Source organism: Candidatus Aquicultor sp. (assembly GCF_054640775.1).
This window is the reverse complement of sequence record NZ_JBTSLF010000002.1, coordinates 22,197-40,425: the sequence shown is the minus strand read 5'-3', so window position 1 is coordinate 40,425 and position 18,229 is coordinate 22,197. Positions and strand designations below refer to the sequence as shown.

Below are 18,229 nucleotides of genomic sequence, written 5' to 3'. Positions count from 1 at the left end.
TGGTAAAATCTTTATACCGAAGGGCGGTAGGGAGCGATATGGCACGTATTCGAAGTCTTATTACTAAAATTAAACGATATAACCCCGACGTGGACGTTGAGGCGATCCGCAAGGCGTATGCGCTTGCCCAAAAATTCCACAGCGACCAGTACCGCATGTCGGGTGAGGATTTCGTATCCCATCCCGTTGAAGTCGCAGATATCTTAGCCGACCTCGGTATGGATACGACAACCATCATCGCTGCGCTTCTGCATGACGTGGTAGAAGATACCGACGTGTCCCTTGAAGACCTTAAAAAAGAGGTAGGGGCCGATGTAGTAGCCCTCATCGACGGCGTTACCAAGCTCGGTCAAATCGAGTTCAAAAGCCGCGAAGAAGAGCAAGCGGAAAACCTTCGGAAAATGTTTATCGCGATGGCCCGCGACATCAGGGTCATTATCATCAAGCTTGCCGACCGGCTGCATAACATGCGAACCATAAGACACGTGGACCACGCAAAGCAGGTCAAGAAAGCAAACGAAACGCTGGAGATCTATGCGCCCCTCGCGCACCGGCTTGGGATCATGTCGCTGAAGTGGGAGCTTGAAGACCTCTCCTTCCAGGTGCTTGAGCCAAAAAAATACGAGCAGATACAAAAGATGGTGGCCGAGCGGCGTGTCGAGCGCGAAGAGTTTTTAAAAGGCGCGATAGGCTCACTGAAGAAAGAGTTAAAAAACCTCGGCATCAACACCGTGATAAGCGGGCGTCCTAAACACTTCTACAGCATTTACGAGAAGATGGTCAAAAAGGGGCGCGAGTTTAGCGAGATTTACGACCTTCTGGCGGTTAGGGTGACCGTTGATACGATTAAAGACTGCTACGGCGCTCTGGGCGCGATTCACGCGATGTGGACGCCGATTCCGGGTAGGTTTAAAGACTATATAGCGATGCCCAAGTTCAATATGTACCAGTCGCTTCACACGACTGTCATAGGGCCGAAGGGCAAGCCGCTTGAGATACAAATCAGAACGAAGCAGATGCATAGGACGGCCGAGTACGGCATCGCCGCCCACTGGCGCTACAAAGAGGGTGCAAAAGAAAGCAAGCTTGATGAGCGCCTGAGCTGGCTACGTCAAATGCTCGAATGGCAGGGTGAGCTTAAAGACCCGCGCGAGTTTATGGAATCGCTTAAGATCGACCTCTTCGAGGATGAGGTCTACATCTTCACGCCTAAGGGCGATGTCGTCAACCTGCCGGCGGGCGCAACGCCGCTCGATTTCGCATACACGATTCACACCGATGTCGGCCACAGGTGCATCGGCGCCAAAGTAAACCATCAGATCGTCCCGTTAGAGTATAAGCTTCGGACGGGGGATTTCGTTGAGGTTCTGACATCAAAGGCCACTGCAGGCCCCAGTAAAGACTGGCTGAAAATCGTCAAGACGTCGAGGGCGAAGAATAAAATCAGGCAGTGGTTCAGCAAGGAGAACAGGGAAGACAGCGAGGCCGCCGGCCGGGAAATGCTGCAGAAAGAGCTGCGAAAGTGCGAACTCGGCCTTAAATCGCCCATGACCGCGACTGTCCTTGAAACTATTTCAAAAGAGCTTAATTTCAAGGGCATCGAAGATGTTCTTGTAAGTATAGGCGCGGGCAAGACATCGGCAAAACAATGCGCCGAGCGAATCGCAAAAGCAAGTGCTAAAGTAAAAGAAGGGGATAAAGAGGAGCAGGAATACGGGATCGAAGAGCTGAAGCTCGAATTCCCACAGAAACGCCGCCGCACGTCGAGCAAGACCGGCGTCGTCGTTAAGGGAATCGACGATATGCTCGTTAGAATCGCCCATTGCTGCAACCCGGTCCCCTATGATGATATAATTGGCTTTGTGACCAGGGGACGGGGCGTTTCGGTACACAGAAACGATTGCCTTAACTCAAAGCAGTTGGTGACGTTGTTCCCCGACAGGATCATTGAAACCACTTGGGATGCAAAACAGCCGGTGGCCTTCCAGGTAGAACTAGAAGTCGAGGCCCTGGATAGGACAAAGCTCTTGCGCGACGTGAGCACGGTCCTCGGTGATGCGGGGGTAAATATTCTCTCCGCCGCCGTAAAGACATCCAGGGACCACGTAGCCATACTTAATTTCGTTTTCGAGATCGGCAATTTAAGCCACCTGCAAACGATTATCGGCAGCGTGAAGAAAGTCCCCGCGGTCTTCGACGTCTATCGCGTCGAGCCTAGCAAGCATAAGCGCGAAAAAGTTGTCCCGAAGTGGCAAACAGAACAAACGAAACAATAAGGGAATTGGGAATGTCGAATTGCGAATTAAAAGCAACTCCCACTTTCATTCGACATTCCAAGGGGTTTTTATGAGGGCGGTTATACAAAGGGTTTTGCGGGCGAGTGTTGCGGTCGATGATGAAGTTCTTGCCGGGATAGGGCAGGGACTTTTAGTTTTGCTCGCGGTCGGCAGGGACGATACAGAGGCCGACATCGACTACATGGTCGAGAAAATCACGACCATGCGGATTTTCGAGCGTGACGGCAAATTCGACCTATCGCTGCTGGATATCAAAGGCGAGCTGCTTCTTGTCTCCCAGTTCACGCTGTACGGCGACATGAGAAAGGGCCGCCGACCCAGCTTTACCGATGCCGCCCCTCCGGATGAGGCAAAGCATCTGTATAACCTGGCGGTTCAAAAGTTCGGCGATGTTGTCCCCGCAAAAGAAGGGGAGTTCCAGGCGCACATGTCTGTTAGCAGTATAAATGACGGCCCGGTAACCATCTTATTAGATAGCAAAAAGGCGTTTTAAGGCCAAAGCCCAGGTATTGCGACCAGCAACTAATGGTATCCTCAGAAAAGGAAATCGCCGGTAGTCGGCGAAAACTTATTTTTATAGTAATATTTTTAACGTGTTGTACTGTAGCATCGGCCGTTGCAGTAATGCACGATATAAAACCGTTTGATCTCTTACACGGAAAACAGGAGAACAGGATGTTTTTGGAGAGACTCGTAGTAGGCGACTTAGATTCGAATTGCTATTTAGTCGCCTCTGAGCCGACAAAAGAGGCGATGGTCATTGACCCCGGCGGCAGCGCCGGTGTTATCATGGATACCATCGCCGCCCAGGGGTTGGATGTAAAATATATTATCCTTACACACGGACACTTCGACCACTTCGAAGCGGCGCTCGATGTCGCACGAAAAACCGGCGCCAAGATCGGTATCCACAAGTTAGATGCAGTAGCGCTTAGTGAGCCGAGTATCAGCCTTGCATTCTGGCTTGGAGAAAACCCCGAGACATTTACACCCGATTTCGAGTTGACCGACGGGCAGGTTATAAAATTCGGCGATCTCGAGGCTAAAATACTCGCAACGCCGGGTCACTCGCCGGGCAGTATAACGGTAAACATCGGAAACACCCTTTTTACCGGCGACTTGCTCTTCCATCAATCGATCGGACGAACGGATTTCGCTGGTGGCTCATACGAAAGCCTGTTAAAATCTGTTAGGGAGCAGATATTTAAATATCCCGACCAGGTGAAAGTCTACCCGGGCCACGGCCCTTCGACAACGGTCGGCGACGAGCGAAGGAATAACCCGTATTTTACGGGCTAAAAAAGAATTCGCGCTCATAAGGAGGAAACACACGTGCGGTTTAGCGCGCCAAAAGGAACAACCGATATTTTGCCCGATATGGCCAAGAAGTGGCAATACCTCGAGCGCAAAGCATCGGATTTATTTGAACTATATGAATACGAGTCGATTATCACCCCGATTTTCGAGCATACGGATGTGTTTCAGCGGGCCATTGGAACATCGACCGATATAGTTCAAAAAGAGATGTACACCTTTGAGGATAAAGGCCGAAGAAGTCTTACCCTGAGGCCGGAGGGAACGGCACCGGTCATCCGGGCGTACGTCGATAACAATATGAATCAGCTGCCCCAGCCGGTGAAGCTCTACTACATAGGCCCCATGTTCAGATACGAGAGGCCGCAGGCCGGTAGATTCCGCCAGTTTTTCCAAATCGGCGTCGAAGCGATAGGTTCGGATGACCCGGCCATCGACGCCGAGACCATCCTTTTGATGATAAATTACTTCAAGTCGGTTGGCCTTAAAGAACTGACCCTCTATATAAACAGTATGGGCTGTGAAAACGACCGCCCGAAATATATCGAGACTCTCAGGCAATATGCCGTTGCTCACGAGCAAGAACTCTGCAAGGATTGTCGCAAACGCGTTGAAATGAACCCGCTACGGCTGTTCGACTGCAAGGATGAAAGCTGCCAGCGCGTTATGGGAAACGCCCCCAAGATAACCGAGTACCTCGATCAAGACTGTACGAATCACTTCAACGCGGTTCGTCACTATCTGGATATGAAGGGTGTGACGTATATAATTAAGCCCGAGCTTGTGCGCGGCCTCGATTATTACACAAAGACTACGTTCGAGGTCGTCAGCCCGCTTCTCGGTGCGCAAAACGCTATCGGCGGCGGCGGCCGGTATAATAAGTTGGTCGAAGAGTTCGGCGGTCCGCCAACGCCGGGAATCGGTTTCGCGATCGGTCTGGAGCGTCTTACGATAGCCGTTGAAAAAGAGGGCGCCTTCGTCGCAATGGAAGAAAAGGCGGACGCATTTATCGCCGTAGCCGACGAAGCCGCAAAAGATTCGGCGGTAAGCCTACTGTACGCCTTGCGGGGGGCAGGAATCGCAGCCGATATTGATTATGCGGGCAGAAGCCTCAAGGGCCAGCTCAAATATGCAAACAAAAAGGGCTTTCGCTACGCTATCTTCCTCGGCCCCCAAGAGCTTGAAAGCGGTATCGTTCAGGTGAAAGACATGAAAACCTCAGAGCAATATGATATAAAGCTCAACGAGCTTGTCGACCGGCTCTCGGATTTAGTAAGAGACCAAAATAAATCGATGGTAACGAAAAATCGATGATTACATACTATTGGAGCGATTTGAATGGATGAATTGGCACGGTTCGCGATGCGAACCAACGCATGTGGGACAGTAACAAAAAACAACCTTGGCGAAGAGGTCGTTCTTACCGGATGGGTTCACACACGACGTGACCACGGCGGCCTTGTATTCCTCGATTTGAGAGATAGGAGCGGTCTCGTTCAGGTTGTTGTCGACCCGACGCAGCACGCGGCGATTGAGACCGCTCATACGATACGCAGCGAATACGTTCTACATATAACGGGTCGCGTTAAAGAACGTCCGGCGGGAACTGTAAACCCGAACCTGCCGACCGGTGAGATCGAAGTCGAAGCCCATGCTATCGAAATCCTCAATAAGTCTAAAACACCGCCGTTTGAAATCGATGGTGGACCGACCGATGAGAGCTTGAGGCTTAAATATCGCTACTTGGACCTGCGCCGTGCTGAAATGCAGCACAACCTTATGACAAGGCACCGGGTGGTTTCGTGTGTGCGCAATTACTTAAACAATAACGGTTTCATCGAGATAGAGACGCCCATGCTCACCAAGAGCACACCCGAAGGCGCAAGGGACTTTCTGGTCCCAAGCAGGTTGCAGCCGCATCATTTCTATGCGCTGCCGCAATCGCCGCAGCTCTTCAAGCAGGTTTTGATGGTCGCCGGCTTCGAGCGGTACTACCAGCTTGCACGGGCCTTCAGAGACGAGGACTTGCGCGCCGATAGACAGCTCGAACACACGCAGATCGACATGGAGATGTCATTCATGACCGAAGAGGGCATACTTGAGCTTGTCGAAGGTATGGTTCGCGACGTCTTTGAGATCGTCGATGTAAAACTCCCGATGCCGATACAGCGCATGGCATACGACGAGGCCATCAACAGATACGGCTGCGACAAGCCCGACTTACGGTACGGTATGGAAATCGAAGACGTCAGCGATATCGTCGAGAATGCCGATTTTAAGGTCTTCGCGGATACAGTTAAAAACGGCGGGGCGGTCCGCGGTATAGTAGCCCCCGGATGCGGCACGTTTTCCAGAAGCCAGATCGATGAACTTGCAGAATTCGCGGCGGCCAACGGCGCAAAAGGCCTTGCCTGGATCGCGGTCGAGCCTGAGGGCAACATACGCTCGCCGATCGCTAAGTTCTTTAGAGAAGACCAACTCGAGGGTGTCATTAAGCGGCTAAAAGCAAATCCGGGGGATTTATTGCTCTTTGCTGCGGATAAACCTATCAAAGCCTCTTCGATACTCGGCTCGCTCAGGATTAAGCTCGCCGAGCAGATAGGCCTTATTCAACCGGATGTCTTTAAGTTTCTCTGGCTCGTTGATTTTCCATTGTTCGGATGGGACGAAGACGAGAAGAGGTTAGACCCAAACCACCACCCGTTCACCATGCCGAGAGTTGAAGATATTCCATTGCTCGATACCGAACCCCTTAACGTAAGGTCATATGCGTACGACCTGATTATTAACGGTACGGAGGTCGGTGGCGGCAGCCTCAGGATCTACGACCAGCAATTGCAGGAGAAGATATTCGATTTGCTCGGCATGGGCCTCGAAGAAGCCCGCGACAAATTCGGCTTTTTGCTTGAGGCGTTTGAATACGGCGCACCGCCTCACGGGGGCCTTGCGTTCGGGCTGGATAGGCTGGTGGCGATTCTTTTGCAGAAGAAAACGATCCGAGAAGTCATTGCGTTTCCAAAAACTCAAACGGGTTCCTGCTTGATGACAGGAGCCCCGGATACGGTGAGCGACCAGCAATTGCGCGAACTTCATATTAAATTAAATTAGCCAAATTTTCTTATTGACACATCTCCGAACCCGTGTGGTAGAATTGATTTAGAAAGTTAGATAACAGGCTCTGCCTTGTTAGTGGAACGTAGTGTATATTTGAGCCAACACTATTACATAGGGTGATCAACTCTAGCCGGTGGCACAAAAGCCCTCTCGATTAGGGACTTGTAAAATCGGTAGGCGAACACCCCCCTGCAGAGAGCGGGCTGCAATATGTATTTCGTGAAACGGCAAGGCGGGGCTTCTTAATTTTTCGGTATCGATAAAAATAACCGGACATCGTCCGGTTATTTTTATACTATTTTCCACCTGCCTTTCCACACCGAGCTGATAGTTGCTATCATCCACCCTGGTAAATCCCCCTTTTATTCCATCAATGCTAAAGGATACGACAGCTTCGCCGATAATAACCTCAGTCGCAAAAATAGATTTGAAAATAGAATATCGCGAACGACTCACCATCTTTATTTTTACCAATAACCGCACTAGTAATCTTATGTCGATATCAAGATCGATAACAGGTTCGGCAACAAGCACGACAGCATTATCGATACAAATCGACGCAGTTTCTATTTTGCAGACCTAGCAAATATCTAGCTGGTAATCGCAAAAAAAACAACCTTTTCGAAAGCACGTTCATAAAAGCACATCTATAGGTAAGGCCCATACAAGGGTGGGCGTATCGCTTGGCGAGATGCCCTTACGTCATGCAGTTTGTATGTCGGCAGTCCAGCATTAGGATGGAAGCAGGGATTTATAATGAGTAATCATAGCCAAAACCGTAACACCGTGCATGTTTCGAATGACAAGCAATACCTTGAAACAAAGATCGTGCGACGCTATGCCGTTTCAGATTTATCAAGGCTCGTAACCTTCCGCGAGAAGTGTTATGTTTGCTCGATCGATTATCGTTTGTGCGAGTTCGGCCCGTGCCAAAAAAACTGGCCCGCCGGAGTTTTCAGCTAAACCAACCTCTGCAAGGAACCGGCGCTAAGAGTAACTAAGACTCTTAGCGCCGGTTTTTTCATGTGTAGAAATAAAAAATACCGTGTGCTAGAATTTCAGAAAACAGGAGGAAAACATGATACCATCTCTGGTGTTAGGGGTTATCCTTACGATTGCGCTCTTAGTACTAATAGGATTTGCGGTTTCGGCCCTTATACAATTGAAGAAAACACTGGTTAATGTCGACACCCTGGTTGTGAATATGGATGGCCAGCTTAAACCTCTCCTTAGCGAGTTAAACGATGCAGTGAAGCGGGTAAACAGCGAAATCGGCCGACTTGATGACATCATCGGCACCATCAAAGATATCGGGGATAAAGTCAGCGCGACAACGCGCGTTGTCAATGAGATAATATCATCACCACTGATACGGGTGGCAAGCATCTCATCGGGGGCAAAAGAAGCGATTAAGAAATTCGTAGGAAAGTAGAGGCGTGCTATATGGGATTGGGCAAAGCGGTAGTTGGATTGTTGGCCGGAGCGGCCGCAGGGGCGGCGGTCTACGTGGTAGCGACCGACCCGGAAAAGCGGGATAAAGTAATTAATTTCGGTAAAGCTGCGTACTCCTCGTTCTTTAAGGATATAAATATCAGTGTAGAGCGTTTTAGCGCTGCGCTTGAGGCCGGGCGGGCTGCGGCCCAGAGGACCGAACTCAGGCTTGAACGAGAAGCATCTCTAGACACGTAACGCGAGAACTAGATCAGATGAACTAGGTTAGATATCGTAGCCTCTGATTTACGCAAATACAAATTTCCAGACAAACCAAAAAGCGTACCTGGCACTAAGCTGACATTAAGCTAGGATTAATCAGACATTAATCAGATACATAAATGTAAGTGGTTCGTTTACTGTTGCTCAGGTGAGTAGCTTTTTGTTTTTTGAGGTGATGGAGAAGAAATGAACGAAGTCGATAGGGTAGAACTTGGCTTGCCGGCGCAAAAAGAGTACGCAAAGCTTTTACGGCTTGCGGTCGCCGGAATCGCCAGCCGCATGAACTTTAATTACGATGGCGTTGAGGACCTTAAGATGGGCGTTGAAGAGGCCTATCTTTTAGCGATCAACGATCCCAAACAGGAGAGATTCGACCTGGTGTTTGAGATATATCCCGATAGGCTGGAAGTTCTGGCTATGGGGATCCAGGCAATCGAAAACTTAGAGGAACTGAGCCAAAAATTCGGCTTCTCGATCCTGCACTCGGTGATGGACGAGATTGAGTGGAACAAGGATGGCGACGTCGGACATCTTCGCATGGTTAAAAATATCTACTAAGATTGAGGGGGCATTTTATTTTGGCCGGCTCACCAAAGAAAAAGAAGAACAAAACGTTAGCTTGGGACAAAGGGAGGACGTTAGAGCTTTTTAAAGAATATAGGGAGACTAAGTCCCCTGAGATACGGGACGAATTGGTCGCAATGTATATAAACCTTGTAGAGTATCTTGCGCGGAGGTTTAAGAACAGGGGCGAGCCGATCGATGATCTTATCCAGGTGGGAACGATCGGCCTTATCAAGGCAATAGATCGTTTTGATGTGGGCCGGGCGGTCGAGTTTACCACCTACGCAACTCCCACGATCGTCGGTGAGATAAAGCGTTATTTCAGGGATAAGGGGTGGGCGGTAAAAGTCCCGCGGCGGCTTCAGGAACTCAACCTTTTAGTTACGCAAGCGATGAATACGCTCACGCAAGACCTCAAGCGGTCGCCGACGATCGCAGAAATCGCCGAGCATATCGGCGTGACTTCCGAGCAGGTGATTGAGGCGATGGAGACGAGTGAGGCCTATAGTTTTGTATCGCTTGACCGGGATTTATCGTCGGATTCTGATGATAGTTTTTCGCTTTTAGAGTATATTGGAGAGGACGATAAAGAGCTTACCGGCATAGAGGATAGGACCTGCCTTGCCGAGGCGCTTGCCGAGTTGAGTAAACAAGAGCAGCGGATACTGTATTTACGGTTTTTCCGCGGCCTGACGCAGACTGAGATCGCCCAAGAACTCGGGATTTCACAGATGCACGTTTCACGGTTGCTGAGAAGAACATTGGAAGTGTTGCGCGAGAAGATGTTCCAAGATCGGGAGGCATAATTTGAAAACTGAAAACGGCCTGGAGCGCGTCAAGGCCATCGGCATATCCGCATGGACTTGGGTTGGCGTTATCATATTGTTAAGCATAATGCTGTTTGTGCTCTACAGCATAAACACCGTACTTATGCCGTTTCTTTATGCACTTGTATTTGTATATATCTTACGCCCGGTCGTAAATTATTTGGACGACAAAGGACTTCCTAGAGTCCTTGCTCTTATTCTTTCCTATCTTGGGATAATTTTAATCATCACGCTGTTCGTCATGTATGTCGGCCCTATCCTTTTAAAGGAAAGCAAAGGGTTGATAGATAAGATTCCCGAATACATGACGACAACGAACGGGTATATAACAGACCTGGTTAAACAGCACCCGTTTCTGAATGGCGACCAGGCCGCCGAGTTTCTGACCGGCCTGGCGAATTCCTTTGAGTCGTTCCTGCAAAAAGCCGTGCTTTCGGTGCCCGACATGACGAAGACTCTCTTCGGCGGCATGATCAACTTCGTGCTTGCGCCGATCATCGCGTTTTATATCCTGAAAGATCTGGATGTTATCCGGACCACGGTTAGTGAGATGATTCCCGAGAAGCACAGGGTTGAAGGGATGCACATCGTCAGGAAAATCGACCAGATCGTCGGGGGCTTTCTAAAAGGCCAGGTGCTGGTTGCGCTGAGCGTGGCGATCCTCTCGGGAATCGCACTCTATGCGTTGGGTGTTGATTATGCGATACTTCTTGGTTTTATAATAGGCATATTCAATATAATTCCGTATCTCGGGCCTATTATCGGAGGGGCGCCCGCGGTTATAATCGCTCTCGGTACATCATGGCAACTGGCGTTAATGGTAGTCGTGGTGCTCTTGACCATCCAGCAGATAGACAGTATTTTGATATCTCCGCGTATCATGAGTTCCCAGGTGAATCTACACCCGGCGGTCGTGATATTCGCCCTCCTTGCGGGTGGTACGTTGCTTGGATTTGTAGGTATGCTTATAGCCATACCGATTGCGGCTGTCGGCAAGGCGCTGTATCTGCACTTTAGAGAGCGCAGTAATGGCGATGCGCCAAAGGAGCCCGATGTTCGCGAACTCGAACCGGCAGCAAAGGTATAAGGGGAAATGTGAATGAAATCGAGCGAAATAAGACGATCGTTTTTAGAATATTTTGAAAGTAAGGGCTGCAGGGTACTGCCAAGCTCATCGCTGGTTCCCGACGACCCGACGCTTCTTTTGACGGCGGCCGGCATGGTCCAGTTTAAACCGATCTTTCTCGGTGAGACGCAAGTGAACTTTACGCGGGCCACAACCGTGCAGAAGTGCCTGCGCACGACCGACATCGAAAACGTCGGCAAGACCGCCAGGCATCTGACGTTTTTTGAGATGCTCGGTAATTTCTCATTCGGCGACTACTTCAAGAAGGAAGCCATTGAGTGGGCCTGGGAGTACGTTACCCAGCAGCTTAAATTACCGCTTAATAAACTTTACGTAACGATTTACGAGGATGACGACGAAGCTCACGACATCTGGCGCGATGTCGTTGGTCTTTCCGACGATAAAATATTCAGGATGGGCGAGGACAACTTCTGGTCGGCGGGACCGACAGGTCCATGCGGTCCGAGTTCGGAGATAATGTACGACCTCGGCGCCGACTTCGGGTGCGGTGAGGCGGGGTGCACTGTGGGTTGTGACTGCGACCGGTACCTTGAAGTGTGGAATCTCGTTTTTATGCAGTACAACAGGGATGAGGACGGCAACCTGCATCCGCTCCCGAAAAAGAACATCGATACCGGGGCGGGGCTCGAGCGAATCGCGCGAATCATGCAGGGCGTTAAGAACAATTTCGAAACGGACGTTCTGAAACCCATTATCGATACCGTCTCGAATATCACGCGGGTAACCTATGGGGCAAGCCCCCAGAAGGATGTCTCGCTAAAGGTTATCGCCGACCATAGCAGGGCGGTTACCTTCATGATAAGCGACGGCGTTCTTCCATCGAACGAAGGGCGTGGCTATGTTTTGAGGCGGCTCTTACGAAGGGCGGTGCTTCATGCGAGGCTTCTCGGGGTCGAGCAGCCGTTTATCAACCGGGTAATCGACTCGGTCATCGAAACGATGAGGGATGCGTATCCCGAGATCGTCGATTCCAAGGCGTTTATCCAGCGTATCTCGGGACACGAGGAGACACGTTTTATGGAAACGCTCCGCCAGGGTTTAAATATCCTCGACCAGGCGATCGCCCAGGCCAAAGCGGAAGACCGCGAGAGCCTCACGGGCGACTTCGTATTTCGCCTGTATGACACGTTCGGATTCCCGCTTGAGCTGACCATAGAGATCGCAGAGGATCGCGGTTTGTCAGTTGACGAGGAGAGTTTCCAGAATCTCATGGAGGAACAACGGGAGCGGGCGCGGGCGTCCTGGGCGGGCGAGCGTGAGCTTAAGCACGCCGAGGTTTATGAAGAAGTGCGCGAGGAGTTTGGCAAAACCGATTTTTTGGGCTACGAGGTCGATGAGGCCCAATCTAAGATAAAAGCCATAATAAAGAAAAACGTCGTGGTCACCGAAGCCGTGGATGGCGACACGATAGAAGTTATTCTAGACGGTACACCGTTTTATGCGGAAAAGGGCGGTCAGGTCGGCGATCAAGGCGTTATTGAGACGGAAGCAGGGCGAGTGCAAGTAACCGATACGCAAGAGCCGCTGGAGGGCGTCTATGCGCACATCGGGAAGGTCGTTTCGGGCAGGATCACGATTGACGAACCGGTCAAGGCAACGGTCGATATCGAGCGCCGTCAATCGATCAAGCGCAACCATACCGCGACCCACCTCTTGCAGTGGGCGCTTCGCCGTGTACTCGGCGACCATGTAAAGCAGGCGGGCTCGCTGGTCGAGCCGGATCGCTTCCGGTTTGACCTCACGCATTTTGCGGGACTCAGCAAAGATGAGCTGCGCCGCGTTGAAGAGCTTGTCAACAGCAAGATATTTTCGAACCAACCGGTCCGCACGTTTGTGACGTCCTATGAGTTTGCGAGGGAAACGGGTGCGACAGCGCTATTCGACCAGAAATATGGCGAGTTCGTGCGCCTGGTTGAAATCGGCAACTTCAGCAAGGAGCTGTGCGGCGGTACGCATGTATCGAATACGAGCGAGATCGGCCTCTTTAAGATAACAAGTGAGGGAAGCATCGGCGCAAACACACGCCGTATCGAGGGCGTTACCAACGGGGCTGCTCTTAGTTACCTTTACAGAGAAGAGGACGCGCTTCTCGAGGCTTCGGCCTTACTAAAGACCGATCCGTCGCAGCTCACCGAGAGAATCGACGGCCTGCTGCAGACGGTTAAGCAACAGGCACAAGAGATCGAGTCCTCAAAGAAGAGGCTCGCAAAAGACGTTATCGGCGACCTTCTTTCCGAAGCGAAGCAGGTCGATGGAACGAAAGTCGTGGTCAAGAAAGTAGACGGCGCCGACATGGATAGCCTGCGCTCATACGCCGATTTGATAAGGGATAAAGCGGGGTCCGCTATTTTGCTATTGGCAAGCACGGCTGACAGCAAGGTCATGCTGATAGCGGCGGCCACCCCCGATATGGTGAAGGCCGGATTCAATGCGGGGAATTTGCTGAAGAAAGTCGCACCGATTGTCGGGGGCGGCGGCGGCGGGAGACCCGATCTCGCGCAAGCGGGAGGTAAAGAGCCCGGCGCCATAGACAAGGCGCTTGAAGAGGGCTGGAAAGAGATCCAGGAGATGTTGGGTGTTAAAGCCTAACAATGAGAATATTAGGTGTTGATTACGGGTTGCGCCGTATTGGAGTGGCGATCTCCGACCCAACGGGGAACATGGCGCAACCTTTAGTTGTGATAGAAAACCGGGGAAATGGTAGCGATATCCAGAGGATATCGCAGCTTGTTGACGAATATCAAGTACAGGAAGTGGTCGTAGGTTTACCGATTTCGATGTCGGGGCAGAAAGGTGTTCAGGCAGAGGCGGTATTAGTATACATTGAGAAGCTTAAAGAAGTTCTTAACGTGCCGGTCAAAACCTGGGACGAACGCTTGACAACATCATTCGCCGAACGTACCTTGATAGAGTCAGATGTAAAACGGGGTCGCAGAAAAGAAATCATAGACAAAGTGGCAGCAGCTATTATGCTTCAAGGTTACTTAGATTCTAAAAGGGCAGGGGAAGCCAGATCATAGAGCAACAGCCTGGAAAGCACGCGATAAAGAAACCTAAAAGGGGCATTGTAACAAAAATAATCGCAACGATTGCACTAGGAGTAATCATCGGTGCGGTCGTCTTTGTGTCCCTTTATGCATGGAATACCCTCAACAGCAAATCCGATGAGCCCCAACAGGATGTCAAAGTAACGATAACTAACGGCATGACCGGTACTGAGATAGGGAACCTTCTGCAAAACAAGAAAGTCATTAAAAACGCGCTGGTTTTCAAGGTAATGATCCGCAAGCAAGGCGTCGAGTCAGACTTCAAGCCAGGTGAGTATACCCTCAAAACCAACATGGACTACGATCAAGTTATAAATGCGCTTACCGAGGGCCCGCCGATAAGGTACGTCGATGTTACGATACCCGAGGGCTGGACGATTAAGCAAATATCAGACCGAATCGCGGCGCGGACAGGTATCGACAGAGAAGAATATTCGCAGCTTGTGACTACGGGCCAAATCGGAATCGAGTATCCGTTTTTGAAAGATAACGGTGCCCCGACAAGAAATCTCGAGGGCTACCTCTATCCGCAGACCTATAGAGTCGAAAAAGATACGACAGCGGAAGAGATGGTGAATATGCAGCTGGCCGAGTTCCAGAAACAAACCGGCAACCTGAATTGGGATGCGGCCACAACGCTGAATAGAACGCCGTATCAGATTTTAGTCATAGCCTCGCTGATCGAGCGTGAGACCAGGGTTGATAGCGAGAAGCCGGTCGTGGCGTCGGTTATCTACAACCGGTTGAAGATAAATATGCGGCTGCAGATCGATGCGACCGTACAGTACGCGCTTCCCGAGTGGAAGGAGCGGCTGACCTATGATGACCTAAAAGTCGAGTCACCGTATAACACCTATAAGTATGCGGGGCTTCCGCCGGGACCGATCTGCAATCCAAGCTATTCGTCTATCGAAGCGGCGCTGAATCCGACAACGACCAAGTACCTATATTATGTCCTGGATAAGGACAATTCGGGTAGGCACGTATTTGCCAGTTCGTATAATGAGTTCTTAAACGCGAAGGCGCAATACCAGGCGGGGCAGCGTGAGCAAAAGCTCCAGCAAAAGCAAGAGGAATATCAGCAACAATACCAACAGCCGCAAGTGCAGCAACCTGCCGAGACGACTGATTTGCCGCTTAACTAGGCAGACGTGGGCGGGTTTCAAAACCCACTAAAATGGGAATAAACCTCCTGGTAAATCAGCCAGGAGATTTTCTTTTTATCGATCTGCGGAGTTAGCTATGACTCTTATCGTAAACGCCATTCTTCTTTTTGTCTCGGCTACTGCCTTAGCAATATTTACCTATATACGGATGCACCGGGGTATAGAGATCCCCTTATGGCTGTCGCTCGGCTGGCTTTTGTCATGCCTAGTCTTTTTTTATGCATACTTCAGCTTCTTTAAGTATTTCAAATATCTGTAGGAGTAGCAGCCAATATGTTCTCTATTGTTAGACCGCGTCGCTACGCCGCTTTGCCCATTGCTTTGCGCCGGTTCATCAGGTCATATTTCTCGAGTTTTATTCAAGGCCGAGGCCTGAGGCGACTTCTCTCGGCCAATTAGGGTTCTTCAGGATAGCCTTTCCGACGGCCACAAGATCGACATCGCCGTCGCGAATTACATCATCGGCTAACTCACCGGTGGTTATCATGCCGACACCGATTACGGGAACATCGACCGATTGCCTGACCTTGGCCGCCTGCGGGATGAAGAAGCCCGGAGTCATCCCCGGTGGACTCGATCCGCAGAGGCCGCCCGAGACATCAACGATTTTAACGCCAGCATTTACGACCAGCTTGGCCATCTCGGTGCCATCATCTATCGTGATGCCACCCGGCAGCATATCGTCGGCGCCCAGTCTGTACAGAAGCAGGTGCTTCGGACCGATGGTATCGTGTACGGCCTGGATGATTTCAAGCGGAAAGCGCATCCGCCCCGTAAGGTCATTTCCATATTGGTCGTTTCGCTTGTTTGTAAGGGGAGAGGCGAACTCGTTAAGGAGAAATCCGTGGGCGCCGTGAATTTCTACGCCATCGAACCCCGCCTTTTTGACTCTGTCCGCCGCATCGGCGAAGGCGGTGGTAATATCGACTATCTCGTCGTCGGAGAGTTCTCGCGGCACTTCGCCGCCGGTCGGCAGCGGTACGGCGGATGGAGCAACCGGTTGTTCACCGATGATTTCGATAGTGGTACGTGCGCCCGCATGGTTAAGCTGCACAACGCAGGGAACTCCTTCGGCGTGTATCGCGTCCGCAAGACGCCGGAACCCCGGTATCTGTTCGTCTCGATAAAGGCCGAGCTGCCGCGTCGAGAGACGCCCGTTAGGCATAACAAAGGTGTGCTCGATGATGATCAAACCAACACCGCCGTGTGCACGGGCGACGTAGTGCTCGATAAGCGCGTCTGTGACATCGCCCTCCGGCGTTGCCTTATTCATCTGCATAGGCGGCAGAACGATCCTATTCTTAAGCTCAATCCCATCAACAACCAGCGGTTCAAAAAGACTCGCCATATCCGACACCTCCACGTATATCCTACCCAAATAGTGCTTATAGTAGTGCTTACAATGTGTCGACCTGTTCGCCGATGGTGTAGTAATGCCCGTGGTAGAGGTAAAGCGGGTAGCCTTTACCCAGCTCATGATACGCGACTACTTCACCTATGTAGAGCGTATGGTTTCCGAGGTCGACTGAGGACATGACTTTGCATTCCAAAACGGTGTGCGCCGCTTTCACCAGGAGACATTTGATGATAGTTCCCTCAATGACTTCTATATCGAACTCCCTGTATTTATCGATTTTGTTTCCCGTTGTTCCTCCGATTTGCTTAGCCAGCTCGGCTTGCTCTTCAGAGATACTATTAATGGCAAACTCTTGGCTCTGCTCGATTAGCGAGCGTGTATGCGAATGGTGGCTGAGCGATATGCAAACCTGGGGTGGCGCGAAGGCAATGCCCGCAAGCATGTTTATCGTCATGATTCCTCGCCGGCCGTTATGGTTTGCGGTAACAAGAACCACAGGGCTTCCGATCGCCCCCATGGCTTTTCTGCCGGTGAATTCTTGCGGCATAGCTCCTCCTCGTGTTGATGATGTTGAGATAGTGCTTATTCTATCGCATAAGTAACCAAGCGTATGCAGACCGTCTCGCGAACACCTAAAAACATTCTGATATGTCTGTATTACTAAGATATATACCCACCTGAGTATGGTGCTAGCGACTATTATGGTATACTATCAAGCCATACTTATGCCTATGAGAACTACTGATACTAACCACACGATGCGCTGACTACCCGAAACTATTTAGGCTGGTATTTAGGCAAATGGTTTGCAGAATGACTGGCTTTACGACACAAAATCGCGTAGCCAGGTAATGTTGGGAGATACTGGAGACCAAGCATGCAAAAGCTATCTCAGGCTAAGACCATACTCTGTCCATTTGCGCAGGTCGGCGAGGATTGCAGCCTCTGCGCTCAAGAAAAATGTAATGCTTTCGATCGGGCGACAAGTGAGTGCCTCTACATGACGGCTGTCCGCAAACTCGGCGTCTCCCAGCAGAACCAAGAGTCGTCCGACTCTCTCTTATCGCACGGCTATAATTTTGTGGCTATCTACGAAAAACACTCTAAGCGTATTTATAATATCGCTTACCACATCCTTAAGAGCAAAGAAGACGCCGAGGATATTTCTCAAGAGACGTTTATCCGCGCCTATAAGAGCATACCGGCGATCGACCCGGGTGTGCCCGTTTTTTCCTGGTTATGCAGAGTCGCAACCAATCTCTGCATAGATAAGATAAGAAAAGAGAAGAGCCGCCAACCCGTTCACATCGATGTGTTTGTCAACACGAGCAGCATGGAAAGAAAAATGGCTAATTTTTTTCAAGTAATGGATAAGGACCCAATCTTGGAACCCGATGAACGTACAGCGTTGATGGGTAAGATTATGGATCATATGCCTCCCCGATACTGGCAGATACTGATGCTTCGCGTCTGCGACGGTCTTCCTGCAAAAAACGTTGCCGAGATATTAAATACTACGCCCTCGGCGGTAGATACCTTGCTCTTTAGGGCTAAGAAGAAGTTCAAGGCCATATACCAACAATTAACGCTCTTCTTCTTGCTTAATCTGCTTATAAGTTACCTCTTAGATAACCTGGCCGCCATTGCTTATCAAATGCTTTAAAAAAAGTTGTAAAAAATATC

At 50.5% G+C, this 18,229-nt stretch carries 16 protein-coding genes and 1 other RNA gene; 15 read left to right on the top strand and 2 right to left on the bottom strand.

Translation table 11 applies throughout. The annotated features are described in order from the left end of the window. The first annotated feature begins 38 nt into the window (after positions 1-38). The 14 genes from ACYC56_RS00455 (at position 39) to mltG (ending at position 15,168) form a co-directional block, all read left to right on the top strand. On the top strand, positions 39-2,276 hold the full coding sequence (locus ACYC56_RS00455) for a RelA/SpoT family protein (RefSeq protein WP_461372201.1): 2,238 nt from the start codon (positions 39-41) through the stop codon (positions 2,274-2,276). Positions 2,277-2,346: 70 nt separating this feature from the next. Beyond that, on the top strand, positions 2,347-2,790 hold the full coding sequence (dtd, locus tag ACYC56_RS00450) for a D-aminoacyl-tRNA deacylase (RefSeq protein ID WP_461372200.1): 444 nt from the start codon (positions 2,347-2,349) through the stop codon (positions 2,788-2,790). Positions 2,791-2,921: 131 nt separating this feature from the next. Next, complete coding sequence (locus ACYC56_RS00445) at positions 2,922-3,596, top strand: MBL fold metallo-hydrolase (RefSeq protein ID WP_461372199.1); 675 nt, start codon at positions 2,922-2,924, stop codon at positions 3,594-3,596. Between the two features lie 33 nt (positions 3,597-3,629). Further along, on the top strand, positions 3,630-4,925 hold the full coding sequence (gene hisS / locus ACYC56_RS00440) for a histidine--tRNA ligase (RefSeq protein ID WP_461372198.1): 1,296 nt from the start codon (positions 3,630-3,632) through the stop codon (positions 4,923-4,925). A gap of 24 nt (positions 4,926-4,949) precedes the next feature. Continuing rightward, entirely contained in the window at positions 4,950-6,719 is a 1,770-nt protein-coding gene (gene aspS, locus ACYC56_RS00435; RefSeq protein WP_461372197.1) for an aspartate--tRNA ligase, read from the top strand. 64 nt (positions 6,720-6,783) lie between these two features. Then, positions 6,784-6,968, top strand: a non-coding RNA gene (ssrS, locus tag ACYC56_RS00430) — 6S RNA. Between the two features lie 835 nt (positions 6,969-7,803). Continuing rightward, positions 7,804-8,157 (top strand): DUF948 domain-containing protein, encoded by a 354-nt coding sequence (locus ACYC56_RS00425; protein ID WP_461372196.1) that lies wholly within the window; start codon positions 7,804-7,806, stop codon positions 8,155-8,157. 11 nt (positions 8,158-8,168) lie between these two features. Continuing rightward, on the top strand, positions 8,169-8,414 hold the full coding sequence (locus tag ACYC56_RS00420; protein WP_461372195.1) for a hypothetical protein: 246 nt from the start codon (positions 8,169-8,171) through the stop codon (positions 8,412-8,414). A 210-nt stretch (positions 8,415-8,624) separates the two neighbouring features. Continuing rightward, positions 8,625-8,996 carry an ATP-binding protein gene (locus ACYC56_RS00415; RefSeq protein WP_461372194.1) on the top strand — a complete coding sequence of 124 codons (372 nt, stop codon included), beginning with the start codon at positions 8,625-8,627 and terminating at the stop codon, positions 8,994-8,996. A 20-nt stretch (positions 8,997-9,016) separates the two neighbouring features. Beyond that, positions 9,017-9,808, top strand: a complete 792-nt coding sequence (locus tag ACYC56_RS00410; RefSeq protein WP_461372193.1) for a SigB/SigF/SigG family RNA polymerase sigma factor — start codon at positions 9,017-9,019, stop codon at positions 9,806-9,808. 1 nt (position 9,809) lies between these two features. Continuing rightward, the gene (locus ACYC56_RS00405; protein ID WP_461372192.1) at positions 9,810-10,916 is read left to right on the top strand and encodes an AI-2E family transporter; all 1,107 of its coding nucleotides are present in this window, start codon (positions 9,810-9,812) and stop codon (positions 10,914-10,916) included. Between the two features lie 12 nt (positions 10,917-10,928). Beyond that, the gene (gene alaS, locus ACYC56_RS00400) at positions 10,929-13,565 is read left to right on the top strand and encodes an alanine--tRNA ligase (protein ID WP_461372191.1); all 2,637 of its coding nucleotides are present in this window, start codon (positions 10,929-10,931) and stop codon (positions 13,563-13,565) included. A 2-nt stretch (positions 13,566-13,567) separates the two neighbouring features. Then, positions 13,568-13,996, top strand: coding sequence for a Holliday junction resolvase RuvX (gene ruvX / locus ACYC56_RS00395; RefSeq protein ID WP_461372190.1), 429 nt, complete (start codon positions 13,568-13,570; stop codon positions 13,994-13,996). Beyond that, a complete protein-coding gene (mltG, locus tag ACYC56_RS00390; protein WP_461372212.1) occupies positions 13,990-15,168 on the top strand; it encodes an endolytic transglycosylase MltG in 1,179 nt (392 codons plus the stop codon). Before ruvX ends, mltG begins: the two co-directional genes overlap by 7 nt. A 376-nt stretch (positions 15,169-15,544) precedes the next feature. Here mltG and ACYC56_RS00385 read toward each other — a convergent pair whose 3' ends face one another. Both ACYC56_RS00385 and ACYC56_RS00380 read right to left on the bottom strand, forming a co-directional pair. Next, the gene (locus ACYC56_RS00385; RefSeq protein WP_461372189.1) at positions 15,545-16,537 is read right to left on the bottom strand and encodes an oxidoreductase; all 993 of its coding nucleotides are present in this window, start codon (positions 16,535-16,537) and stop codon (positions 15,545-15,547) included. Positions 16,538-16,586: 49 nt separating this feature from the next. After that, entirely contained in the window at positions 16,587-17,093 is a 507-nt protein-coding gene (locus ACYC56_RS00380) for a flavin reductase family protein (RefSeq protein WP_461372188.1), read from the bottom strand. A gap of 330 nt (positions 17,094-17,423) precedes the next feature. Between ACYC56_RS00380 and ACYC56_RS00375 the strand changes: the two genes are divergently transcribed. Then, positions 17,424-18,209 carry an RNA polymerase sigma factor gene (locus ACYC56_RS00375; RefSeq protein ID WP_461372187.1) on the top strand — a complete coding sequence of 262 codons (786 nt, stop codon included), beginning with the start codon at positions 17,424-17,426 and terminating at the stop codon, positions 18,207-18,209. Positions 18,210-18,229: the final 20 nt, after the last annotated feature.